The sequence below is a fragment of the Providencia sp. PROV175 genome (genome assembly GCF_032707045.1).
Classification (GTDB): Bacteria; Pseudomonadota; Gammaproteobacteria; order Enterobacterales; family Enterobacteriaceae; genus Providencia; species Providencia hangzhouensis.
On record NZ_CP120533.1, the window covers coordinates 4238375 to 4250831 of the forward strand.

Here is a 12457-nt window from a genome sequence, read left to right on the forward strand (position 1 = left end):
TTAGCGGCTTTCACGCTGTTGGCTTCTTAAAAAAGAAGCTGTTTTTGTGCGAATAAGCCCTGCACTTTCAAATAACCAATACAGTAATTTTGCTAACACCAGACACAGTCCGAATATTAAGCAGAAGAAAACCACCCGTGAGACGAAAGAATCCACGCCTTCACGCGCTAAAACAATGATGTTAAAAATGGCACCAAAACAAAATGCCTGCATAATGGCAGCCTTATAGCGATTCGGTTCTTTCAGGCTCATGCCATAGATCCAATCAAACCATTTGATGATAAGCCCCACAACTATGGCGCCGAGTGGTATAAAAATCACTCCGCCCATCACTACCAATGAACCAATCAGTGTTGGCGAAATTGCCAGTCCTGAATGGTTGTTGAGTACTTCCCACGTAAAATAGTTGGCAGAGTTCAATACCGTATCTGGACGTTCAGGCCAAACCCAAGAAGGAATGAAAACATAAAAGTCACGGATAATTGGCGCTAGGCCTTGAAAATCCATCTCATCATAATGGCTTAACAGTAATGCTAAATTTTCCCACGGAGAGAATGTATCCCGCGTTAAGTACAAGAAAGTGTAATACGCTTCGGCACCGCTAACATCTAGCCCATAGCGTTTTAAGGCTAACCAGAACATTCCTACAATACTGGCGACCCCAGCCGCGGCTAACATCCACAGCGTAATCCAACCTCTGACAATCCCAATAAATAAGAAGAGTGCGAAAGCAATGATGATGTTCGCTCTTGTTCCCCCGACGATAACATAGGTTAAGAAACCAAATGCGACGGTACTAACAAGGAAGAAAATCCAGCGTTTCTGTGTTGGTCGCAAGAAATAAACAATCAACATTGCCGGTATGAAGAAATAGAAAAAGCGTTTTAATGCCACGCCAGAAACTTGGCTGGAGAAAATTTGGCTATAGGATTTTAGCTTAAACAGCAAAAAACCGTTCTGCATGAAAAAGATACCTACTGTCACGACTGCAATCAGTATCAATAACAGACAGGTTAGATTCGTTTCCACTTTGTTCATGCTAAACAACGCACGCCGTGGTGCGTCTGGTTGCCTAGAAAGCCGAGTTTTATAGGCAACATAATAAATCGCATAAAAACTAGTCGCTGCTAGTTGAGCGTAAAGTAAATAATCAGCCTTCACAACCGCAACATCAAATTGAAACACTAACGCACAGGTTAATGGGAAGCCAAAGTAAAACGTCAATAAATACAGCATTGAAAAGAAAATATTGAAGTTAAACCGAGCACGTAAAAATTCTTTGTATAGCAAAGTACCAATAAAAATAATTGATATCAGGTAGACCAGTGCTAAGCCGCCTAATTCCGTCAGCGTCATGCTCGCTCCTCCAGGGCTCTGAGAACGGTTTTCCAGCCCTCAGTAAAGTTAGGAGCAAAAAATTCAATATGGTGTTTATCTAATAAACTCATTTGGCGCTGAGCTTCGTCCACCAGCGGTATCGTCAGGTTGTCACCATAGAAAAACACAGGGACATTTTGAGCGGTTAAATCCTGCCAGAACGTATTTTGACGGCTGATGACAAACGGAATACCAAATTGGATCAGCAAACAAACCGTCCCCACCCCTTGCTGGCGATTAAAAATAAAATAACCAAGATCACAGGATTTGAGCAGATTAAGGTACTCGCTAAACTCCATGCGCTCTTTCAGAATTTCCACTTGCCCTGAGGTAAACTCACTACTCGCAGCCTGTTCAACTTGTTGGATATAACTTTGGTTATTGGCAGGATAGCCCATAGGGACAATAACCTTAACCTCATCACCAAATTGCTGTTTAATCGCACTCAGAGCCTCTACATGGCGATTAGAACGGTCACCTGAGTTACCCAGTAAAATAGTCAATTGAGAGCCTTCACGTACCTTAGGCTCGCTTATTGTCAATGCAGGGTCCATTCGGGTTGGGAAATACAACACTGACGCAGGCACTTTAGGGTTCGACTGGTGGAAATAGCACAAATCCCCACGTGTTGCACACACATGCCCTACTTTTTTCTGCGCTAAACGACGCAAAATATAGAATAACTTAAATTTTAGAGCGCTAGACTCTTCATAGAGGTCAGCTCCCCATATATGCCACCAAAACTGGTGGGATTTAATTTGCCCAAATAATAGTGCTAGCCAAATAGGGGCGTTAAATTGCCCATGAAAGAAAAAGCGAGTACGGCGGTCTGCCTTGGCACGCTGTATAACACTATTAGCAATGGCCTGTTTATTCGCAAAAACATCTATTTTTAGCTGAGGATAAGCGTCAGCAAGCTGCGCATCATCGCTTACCACCATAAAATGCGGCTTTGATGACGGAGCCATTTCTTGGCAAATGACGTCATTAAAAAACGTCAGTACCGTCTGATTGTGGTGTGGGAGGTTCGATCCCAGTACATGTATTAAGGTTGTCATGCTCGCCTACGGTAAATCAAAAATACGCAACAACATAAAGTAAAATAGACAATATAAGTGGCCATATAAGCCTGAGTTGCGCCTACTGCGCCATGTTCAGGGATTAGCCAATGGGCAAAGCCCGTTAATAATATAAACTGACTAACTTCAGTGAGGACATAAAAACGCAATGCGGCTTTGGCAATAACCAAGTAACCAAATACGTAAGCCCCCACTTTCAATACATCACCGACCAGTTGCCATGCAAACAGGTCTCTCATCCCTGTAAATTCTGTTGAGAACAGCAACCAAATCGCAAAATCACGTAATAACCAAACCGTAAAACTGACAACCGCTACGGCTGGTAAAACGAATTTCAATGCTTTAACAATCTCTGCTGTGATTTCATTTTTATGCTGCAAACGCGATAACGTCGGCAACAAATACACTGAAAATGTCGCGGTAATAAACTGCAAATAGGCATCTGAAATGGTGGTTACACCGGTCCATAACCCCACTTCATCCCAACTATAGGTTTGGGCGAGCAGGTTTCGCATCATGATATAAGCGACTGGCAACGTAACTGCGGTTAGCATCGCCATGACGGTGAACTTGCCTAAATTAGTCGCAATTGCTTTGTCCCATGCGGGTTTCAGTGATGACAACGCAAATTGCTTACGTTTAATTATCATCCCTGCCGCAGGCAGTACCACGAGTGCTGGCACTAATGCCAATCCTGCGAGTGCGCCTTCATACCCGCCAACTAGATAGCATAAATAATAAGCAACCACGCCAATTATGCTACCCCAAATAATGGCCAATGCATTACCTGAAGCGTCTCGATAGCCTTTTAAGATAGATAAAAAATAGTTGGCGTAACCGATCCCCATTTGGATCAAAGCAACCATTTGAATAACTGAGCTATATTTCACGCTATCAAATAGCGCCTCACTAATGACCGGGCTACACAGTAAAAAGATAATCGCTAATAAGGTCGAAAACCCAAGGATAATCGTCGATGAGGTCCCCAACACTGCACGCAATTTCAGTGGATCTTGGTGGTGCTCTGCGACATATTTGGTGACACCATTAAAAATCCCTGCGCCCGATAATACTCCGAGTACCGTAATCAATTGGCGGAAATTACCCGCCAGCCCCACACCGCTGGGGCCAAATGAGACTGCAAATAACTTAACGATTAACAGGCCTACCCCGATTTTAATCAGGGTTGACCCAGCAGTCCAAACCGATGCTTTAGCTAATGACATTAGGCAAAGAACGCTTTGATTCGCTCAATGACTGTCTGCTGCTCGTCATCAGTCATGTTGTAGAACATCGGTAAACGCACTAAGCGGTCACTTTCTGATGTCGTGTATTTATCTTCACCATGGAAACGGCCAAACTCAATACCTGCAGGGCTCGTGTGCAATGCAACGTAGTGGAATACCGTCAAAATACCATGAGATTTCATGTAATCATTGAATTCAGTACGCTCTTCAATATCTTTGAGTTTGATATAGAACATATGGGCATTGTGTTTCAAGCCATCTGGCACCGTCGCTAAGACTAAACGTCCCGCATCAACCAATGGCTGCAACGCTTCATCATAACGTTTCCATAATAGTAAACGGCGATCATTAATTTTGTCGGCTTCTTCTAACTGCGCCCATAAATAAGCGGCTTGTAAATCAGACAATAAGTAGCTTGAACCGATGTCACGCCATGTGTATTTATCCACTTGGCCACGGAAAAATTGGCTACGATTCGTCCCTTTTTCACGGATCACTTCGGCACGGCTAATCAAGTCTTTATCATTGATAAGCGTTGCTCCACCTTCACCGCCTGAAGAGTAGTTTTTCGTTTCATGGAAGCTATAACAACCGATGTGGCCGATAGTGCCCAGTGCTTTGCCTTTATAGGTCGACATCACACCTTGTGCCGCATCTTCAATCACGAATAAATTGTGTTTTTTTGCGATAGCCATGATGGTGTCCATCTCACAAGCAACACCTGCATAGTGGACAGGAACGATGGCACGTGTACGCTCAGTGATTGCAGCTTCAATTTTAGTTTCATCGATATTCATGGTATCCGGACGGATATCAACAAACACGATTTTAGCGCCACGTAATACGAATGCGTTAGAGGTCGATACAAAAGTAAAGCTTGGCATGATAATTTCATCACCTGGCTTAGTATCAATCAGGATCGCTGCCATTTCTAATGAGGCCGTACAAGATGGCGTTAACTGCACTTTTGGGCAATTAAATCGTTTTTCCATCCATTCTTCACAACGTTTCGTGAAGCCACCGTCACCACACAGTTTGCCACTTTCCATGGCTTGTCTCATATACTCTAATTCAGTACCTACAACGGGTGGTTTATTAAATGGAATCATGTTGTCCCCTGTATAACCAATAGGCGGTACTGGCAATTGCTGCACCGCTACGTGAATAAAGATTTAATGCCGCAACATTACTGATTTGCGTGGCCACATTTAACTGTCTTTTTTGGTGTTCCACACACCAATTAAATGCTGCTGACATCAACTTACGCCCCACACCTTGCCCTTTCGCTTCTGGCATTTTCGCTAGTAGGCCAACCCGTGCCGTTTCTGCATCAAGGTGCCGCAAACTCACGAAGCCCAATACCGCACCAGACGCATCTTTAACCAGTAAACAAGTGTGGTCAAACGTACCCAGAACTGATTTTTCTATCCACAACGCATAAAACTGCCCGCTATCACCATCACGGTACCAAGGTGCTCTAAAGCGGCTTTTGCTAAAGACAGACTCAGCGGCTTGCCGCAACGTAGGGATATCATCCACTTGTGCAACAATAACGTGGTCTTCCGCTGTTAAACCAGCCTTTAAATAAGCATTTTCTGTGCCAATAGTAAGAGCGAAATCGATTTCACCTTCAACAAATGAAAACCCCATACCAGCTAAATCATCAATCAGCTGCGTTTCAGACGCGGCGACTTTTGCTTGCACGATATCGTATTCATCCATTTGATAAGCAAGGAGAGTTTCGAGGTTATCCCCTGTAAAATTCAACTTTGCTGTTGAGCGATGAAAAAATTCGCTCTCCCATGGCAAGCTCTCAATACTGGCGTGGACGGACACGTAATAAATCCTCTAAATATTGCCCATAACCTGTTTTTTTCAGCTGTTGCGCTGAAAAAGCGACTTGTTCGTCTGTCAACCAGCCATTACGCCATGCTATTTCTTCTAAACAAGCCACTTTGAAGCCTTGGCGTTTTTCAACGGTTTGTACAAAAGTACCCGCCTCAATGAGGCTATCGTGAGTGCCTGTATCCAACCAAGCAAAGCCACGACCGAGCAATTCAACGTTTAATTCACCACGTTCTAAATACATTTGGTTAATTGACGTAATTTCTAACTCACCACGTTCAGAAGGTTTAACTTGTTTTGCAAACTCAACCACTTGGGAGTCATAGAAATATAGCCCCGTCACCGCCCAATTCGATTTAGGTTTAACCGGCTTTTCTTCAATCGACAGTGCTTTAAAATTATCGTCAAATTCCACGACACCAAAACGTTCAGGATCCATCACTTGGTAACCAAAAACCGTTGCGCCTTTTACTCGTTCAGCAACAGATTTCAATTTTGGGCTAAATGAATGACCGAAAAAGATATTGTCGCCCAAGACTAAACAGCAAGAATCACCATTGATGAACTCTTCACCAATGATAAACGCCTGCGCAAGGCCGTCTGGTGATGGCTGCTCTGCATAACTCAGCTCAATCCCAAACTCATGACCATCCCCTAATAAACGCTTAAACATCGGCAAGTCGTCAGGAGTAGAAATAATTAAAATCTCACGGACTCCCGCCAACATCAGGACTGAAAGCGGGTAGTAAATCATCGGCTTATCGTAGATAGGCAATAACTGTTTAGAAATACCGCGAGTGATAGGATGCAAACGCGTCCCCGACCCTCCAGCTAATATAATACCTTTCATACTGTCACCTAATTTCCTAGACCTAGACGTTCGCCCGCATAGGAACCGTCCTGTACGCGGCGCCACCACGTTTCATTATTCAAATACCACAGCACTGTTTTGCGGATACCTGATTCGAAGGTTTCTTGTGGCGTCCACCCCAATTCGCGCTCAATCTTCGCGGCATCAATGGCATAACGCATATCATGCCCCGGCCGGTCTTTCACATATGTGATTAAATCACGGTAGTGCGCCACACCTTGTGGCTTCTGCGGGTGCAGCTCTTCAAGCAGATCACAAATCGTTTCTACAACGTCAATATTACGGCGCTCATTATGGCCACCAATATTATAGGTGGTGCCAGGTTGCGCGGTTGTCGCAACTAAATGCAGTGCGCGTGCATGGTCTTCAACAAACAGCCAGTCACGAATTTGCTCACCTTTCCCATAAACAGGCAGAGGCTTACCGGCTAAGGCGTTCAAAATAATTAAAGGGATCAATTTCTCTGGGAAATGATACGGCCCGTAGTTATTTGAACAATTGGTGATCATCGTCGGCAGACCATAGGTTCTTTGCCATGCACGAACCAAGTGATCGCTCGATGCTTTCGATGCGGAATAAGGGCTACTTGGCGCATAAGGCGTGGTTTCTGTGAAGAAACCATCAGGCCCCTCGAGGTCGCCATAAACTTCATCTGTTGAAATATGATGAAAACGGAAAGCCGCTTTTTTCTCATCATTCAGTGCAGACCAGTAATGGCGCGCCGCCTCTAACAATGTGTAAGTTCCCACAATGTTGGTTTCGATAAATGCCGCAGGGCCATCAATTGAACGGTCAACATGGCTTTCTGCCGCTAAATGCATCACTGCATCGGGTTGATATTGTTCAAAAACGGCATCTAATGCAGCTCTATCACAAATATTCACCTGCTCAAAAGCATAGCGCGGGTTATTCGCAACCGTTGCAAGGGACTCTAAGTTACCTGCATAGGTTAAGCAATCCAGAACCACTGCGCTGTCGTCAGTGTTTTCAATAATATGACGAACAACAGCAGAGCCGATAAACCCGGCGCCTCCAGTGATTAAAATGCGTTTCAACGCCATACTCCTTTTGTATCCACAACCCATTTTTGTGGGATCGCAGAGCCTTGGATGCCTTTGAACATATTGTGGTCAACTAACATTAAGATCACATCCGCTTCATTAACGGCTTTTTCAATCGAAACAAGCTCAGAAATGCCTTTTAAAGAGGTCGGTAATTCATCAATGTGTGGCTCAACCGCATATGTTTTACCTGGGTTCCAGTTCGCCACCATTTTGGTGATGTGCATTGCTGGGCTTTCACGTAAATCATCAATATTCGGTTTAAATGACAGGCCGAAACAGGCAATGGTCACTTCACTGGCTTTTTTACCGGTTTCCACTAAGCAATCAGCCACTGCTGCTTTCACTTGGTCAACAACCCAAATTGGTTTGCCATCATTGACTAAACGAGCGGTATGAATAAGACGTGATTGTTTTGGATTTTGCGCAACGATAAACCATGGGTCAACCGCGATGCAGTGCCCACCAACACCTGGGCCTGGTTGCAAAATATTAACGCGTGGATGACGATTCGCGAGGCTGATTAACTCCCACACATTGATGTCTTGTTCCGCACAAATTAATGATAATTCATTCGCAAAAGCAATATTCACATCACGGAAGCTATTTTCCGTTAACTTACACATTTCCGCAGTTCTTGAGTTAGTAATTACACACTCACCTTCAAGGAAAATATTGTATAGCTCACTTGCACGCAGAGAGGATTTTGGCGTCATACCACCAACAACGCGGTCATTTTTAATTAATTCGACCATCACTTGACCTGGTAACACACGCTCAGGGCAGTACGCTACATCGATATCGGCTTCTTCCCCTGCTTGATGAGGGAAGGTTAAATCAGGGCGAGCAGCTGCCATCCACTCTGCCATTTGCTCTGTTGTTCCTACTGGCGATGTAGACTCAAGGATGACTAAATCCCCTTTCTTCAGCACCGGAGCAACAGACTCAGCTGCAGCACGTACATACGCGAGGTCAGGTTCGTGCTCGCCTTTAAATGGCGTAGGCACAGCAATCAGATAAGCATCTGCAGGTTGCGGCTTAGTAAAAGCTTTCAGATGGCCTTCTTCAACCGCCTTTTTGACCACGATATCCAGTTCTGGCTCCACGATGTGGATTTTACCCTGGTTAATAGTATCAACGGCATGTTGGTTAACATCGACACCAACCACTTGTTTTTTACGTGATGCAAAGGCTGCTGCTGTTGGTAAACCAATATAACCAAGGCCAATAACAGAAATAGTTTCAAAACTCATAATTTCACCTGATTACTTTTCAATGCTGCAAGAATACGCTGACATGCATGACCATCCCCATAAGGGTTATGTGCGCGGCTCATTTCGTGATACTCCGCGTCATCTGTCAGTAACCGATTAACTTCTTTCACAATTTTTTGTGTATCTGTTCCCACAAGACGAACTGTTCCTGCATCAACCGCTTCTGGTCGTTCTGTGGTATCTCTCATCACCAAAACAGGCTTACCAAGAGAAGGCGCTTCCTCTTGAATACCACCTGAGTCTGTTAGAATTAAATAAGCATGGTTCATCAAATAAACAAACGGTAGATAGTCTTGAGGGCTAATTAAAATAATATTATCAATATTATGCAGTATACGTTTAACAGGCTCACTCACATTTGGATTTAAGTGAACTGGATATACGACTTGCACATCGGGATGCGCTTGTGCAATTTCTGCTAAAGCGTGACAAATACGTTCAAAGCCACCACCAAAACTTTCTCGACGATGGCCCGTGACTAAAATCATTTTTTTATTTGGGTCGATAAATGGGTAATTTGCAGCCAATTTCTCCATCATATGCTGGTCGCTCATGACTTTATCACGTACCCACAATAACGCATCAATTACGCTATTACCGGTGACAAAAATATGGCTGTCAGGAATAGATTCTTTTAACAAATTTTGGCGTGAATTTTCAGTTGGCGCGAAGTGATACATCGCTAAATGACCAGCAATCTTACGGTTTGCCTCTTCAGGCCATGGCGAATACAGGTTTCCTGTACGTAATCCCGCTTCAACATGCCCTACTGGTATACGATGGTAAAATGCCGCAAGGCTAGTTGCCATCGTTGTAGCTGTGTCGCCATGAACAAGAACAACATCCGGTTGAAAATCAGCAAAAACGCTTTTCAACCCTTCAAGAATACGACAAGTGATATCAGTTAAATCTTGCCCTGGCTTCATAATATTGAGATCGTAATCTGGAATGATCTCAAACAGTTTCAGTACTTGATCTAGCATTTCACGATGCTGTGCCGTAACACAAACTTTAGCTTCAAAGTCTGTATCTTCAGCCAATGCATGAACCAGTGGTGCCATTTTAATAGCTTCAGGTCGTGTGCCGAATACAGTCAATACTTTCACAGTGACTCTCTTATATTTATCTTTCGCAGTGAGCTGCTTTGTATAATCTTAATAACTTTATATGCCACTGGAAAATTCGCCAGTGGCTTATCCCAAAATCAAGATGGGCGGCGGCGAGCAAGTACCACTCCGGCACCTACTAACATCCCTATGGCTCCCCATAGAACCATCATAAAGGCTCGACGAGGACTATCGCGTTTAACGGGCTCTTCAGGAGTACGTAAATAGCGATATGCTTGAAAATTATCTTGGAGGGTAGGCCCGACGCTCAATGTTGATAACATGGCAATATTTTGGTCGTAATCACTGTCGTGATCGGGGCCGGTTGCTTTCAATGTTTCAATTTGTGCTTGTAATAAAGGAGCACCTAACATAAACATTTTAGAATCTGGGATTTCATCCACAGGCGTTGCACTTTGATTACGTACAATACCTTGTTTTTCAGCAACTTTTAGTGCTTGTTCTAAAGCATTCAAACGTCGTTCATAAGCAGCTTTTGCCACCATATCTTCACGTTTAACCAATGCCTTCATGGATTGCATTTTCGTTGCCCATGTACCTTTAATTTCATCATTGAGATTAGCTGTGGCACGTTGGTTAGCGAACTGAATATATTGACGTAGTAACTGGTTCGCATCTGCGGAAGTTTCCGCTACTAACTTAATGCTATCTGTTAAATTTTTGACTTCATCTGCTGGCGTAAACTCAATATCATTAATGAGCTCATCCAATAATGCGGCATCTGCTTTAGGGTCATTCTCTAAACGCTGCTTATAGTAATCCGTATTTAGCCAAAACTGACGACGCGTATCATAAGAACCGAGCTGCTTTGTGAATTCTTGATAAGCTTCTTTTGCGATTGTTGGTAATTGCCCTTCTTGCCCCGTAGTATTAATACGGGAATCGAGGTTGCGCAGAAATTGTTGCTGAGAATAATAACTTCCCAGATTATTGACGGTTGGTAAATCCGTAATTGCTGTCGCACTCCACTTTGGCTGCATAAAATAGGACGCTCCCAAAGCAATTGCTGCAAAAATAACAGCAAATGCAACGATCCAAATTTTACCTTGCCACAGTGAGCGACATAAACCACGGATATCCAATTCCGGCTCTATTGGCGATTGATACTGACTCGGTTGTGTTTCTGAGTTATTCACTGCACAGAACCTCTATTTTCGTTTTGTCGTTACCGTACTGCTCCTCTACGTGCTCTACGTCTCACTCGCTTAATAAAACGGGCGACTTTCCAAGCTCGTTTGATGCAGTAACCATACATCATAAATACAAGCAAAAATAATGCCAACATTACCCATTCAGGTACAAATGTTAAGTGTTCACCAATAATACCGACACATGCTAAAGCGGCCGCTGATAGTGTAATCAGTACAAATGCCCCTTTTGGTGTAAAACCAGAACGCATAATTAAATGATGAATGTGCTGGCGATCTGGTGAGAATGGGCTCATGCCTTTGCGAATACGACGATACATAATGGCAACCATGTCCATTAGTGGGATCGCAATAATCCATAAAGCAGTAACTGGGTTAATCGGATGTACTTCTTCTTGGGTCGAAGCCACAAGGATCCAAATAATAGTAAACCCAATCAGCGTACTTCCCGCATCTCCCATGAAAACTTTAAAACGACGGCCTAGCACACCTAAATTCAGAAGAATATAAGGAAGGATAGCTGCAATAAAGGCAAAACACCAAAATGCTAACGCATAGTTACCGTTTTGATATAGCAAAAAGCCGAGAGCGCCAAAAGAAACAGAAGATAAGCCACCGAGTAACCCATCAATGCCATCAACCATGTTAAAAGCATTAATTGCTGCCCATACTGCAAATAGGGTAACGATATAACCGAATGGACCCAGTACCAGTTCCCATGGGCCAAAGGCATGACCGAGTGAATCAAGTTTCAACCCTGCCGCTGTCATCATAACAACCGCAACGATCGCTTGAATACCAGCCCTTAGTTTCACACTAATGTCAAACCTATCATCTAATGCGCCAATAAAGACTAATAACCCTGCACAAGCGATGTATAGCCACTTATGAGGAATGTATTCTCCGGTAATATAAAATGCAAAACAGATCCCAAAGAAAACGGAAATTCCCCCAACAAGAGGAACTAATCCTACGTGTTTCTTTCTGAAATTAGGTTTATCAACTAACCCGATTTTTATTGCAACAACTCGAGCCAAAAAAATAAAAACTAATGAAAACAAGAAAACGTAGAAGAGATTGGTTACAAAGTGTATGGTGTCCACTGTTCGACTCTCTTAATCTTTATATTTAACTTTCAAAACTAATTTTTTAGCGAATGCCGGTAAATAAGCATACGCCAATGCATTATCATCTTAGTACTCAAATCCGCTATAAGACGAATCTTCATTCATGAAGAAATCCCTGTCATTATTAGTTCATACACTTTATTAGTGTTTTTGATTTAATAATAGAGTATCCGTAATTTTATACTGAATAAGTGCAATATGCATGCCATAAAAGCAATACTCCAAAATTGAGTTAACCGATTGATGCTTAAATAGGCATTTAATGATTAGATAATAAAGTGATGCAAATAAATTTAGCACT

The 12457-nt window shown here is 43.2% G+C and carries 11 protein-coding genes; all 11 read right to left on the bottom strand.

Annotated elements, in window-relative coordinates; all coding sequences use genetic code 11:
- The 11 genes from wzyE to wecA all read right to left on the bottom strand — a co-directional run bounded on the left by wzyE (position 1) and on the right by wecA (position 12132).
- Positions 1-1356 (bottom strand): ECA oligosaccharide polymerase, encoded by a 1356-nt coding sequence (gene wzyE, locus P3L44_RS19370; RefSeq protein WP_094962456.1) that lies wholly within the window; start codon positions 1354-1356, stop codon positions 1-3.
- Complete coding sequence (locus tag P3L44_RS19375; RefSeq protein ID WP_272662168.1) at positions 1353-2435, bottom strand: TDP-N-acetylfucosamine:lipid II N-acetylfucosaminyltransferase; 1083 nt, start codon at positions 2433-2435, stop codon at positions 1353-1355. The genes wzyE and P3L44_RS19375 overlap by 4 nt, the downstream gene beginning before the upstream one ends.
- A complete protein-coding gene (wzxE, locus tag P3L44_RS19380) occupies positions 2432-3682 on the bottom strand; it encodes a lipid III flippase WzxE (RefSeq protein WP_140171868.1) in 1251 nt (416 codons plus the stop codon). The genes P3L44_RS19375 and wzxE overlap by 4 nt, the downstream gene beginning before the upstream one ends.
- On the bottom strand, positions 3682-4812 hold the full coding sequence (gene rffA / locus P3L44_RS19385) for a dTDP-4-amino-4,6-dideoxygalactose transaminase (RefSeq protein ID WP_272662169.1): 1131 nt from the start codon (positions 4810-4812) through the stop codon (positions 3682-3684). The genes wzxE and rffA overlap by 1 nt, the downstream gene beginning before the upstream one ends.
- On the bottom strand, positions 4799-5539 hold the full coding sequence (gene rffC / locus P3L44_RS19390) for a dTDP-4-amino-4,6-dideoxy-D-galactose acyltransferase (protein WP_164529252.1): 741 nt from the start codon (positions 5537-5539) through the stop codon (positions 4799-4801). Before rffC ends, rffA begins: the two co-directional genes overlap by 14 nt.
- On the bottom strand, positions 5517-6398 hold the full coding sequence (gene rfbA / locus P3L44_RS19395; protein WP_102139870.1) for a glucose-1-phosphate thymidylyltransferase RfbA: 882 nt from the start codon (positions 6396-6398) through the stop codon (positions 5517-5519). The genes rffC and rfbA overlap by 23 nt, the downstream gene beginning before the upstream one ends.
- Before the next feature lie 8 nt (positions 6399-6406).
- Positions 6407-7480, bottom strand: a complete 1074-nt coding sequence (gene rffG, locus P3L44_RS19400) for a dTDP-glucose 4,6-dehydratase (RefSeq protein ID WP_272662170.1) — start codon at positions 7478-7480, stop codon at positions 6407-6409.
- Entirely contained in the window at positions 7471-8733 is a 1263-nt protein-coding gene (gene wecC, locus P3L44_RS19405; protein WP_094962451.1) for a UDP-N-acetyl-D-mannosamine dehydrogenase, read from the bottom strand. The genes rffG and wecC overlap by 10 nt, the downstream gene beginning before the upstream one ends.
- Positions 8730-9860 carry a non-hydrolyzing UDP-N-acetylglucosamine 2-epimerase gene (wecB, locus tag P3L44_RS19410; RefSeq protein WP_272662171.1) on the bottom strand — a complete coding sequence of 377 codons (1131 nt, stop codon included), beginning with the start codon at positions 9858-9860 and terminating at the stop codon, positions 8730-8732. Before wecB ends, wecC begins: the two co-directional genes overlap by 4 nt.
- A gap of 98 nt (positions 9861-9958) precedes the next feature.
- Positions 9959-11017 (bottom strand): ECA polysaccharide chain length modulation protein, encoded by a 1059-nt coding sequence (gene wzzE / locus P3L44_RS19415; protein WP_213913408.1) that lies wholly within the window; start codon positions 11015-11017, stop codon positions 9959-9961.
- 29 nt (positions 11018-11046) lie between these two features.
- A complete protein-coding gene (gene wecA, locus P3L44_RS19420) occupies positions 11047-12132 on the bottom strand; it encodes a UDP-N-acetylglucosamine--undecaprenyl-phosphate N-acetylglucosaminephosphotransferase (RefSeq protein ID WP_004906107.1) in 1086 nt (361 codons plus the stop codon).
- Positions 12133-12457 lie beyond the last annotated feature (325 nt).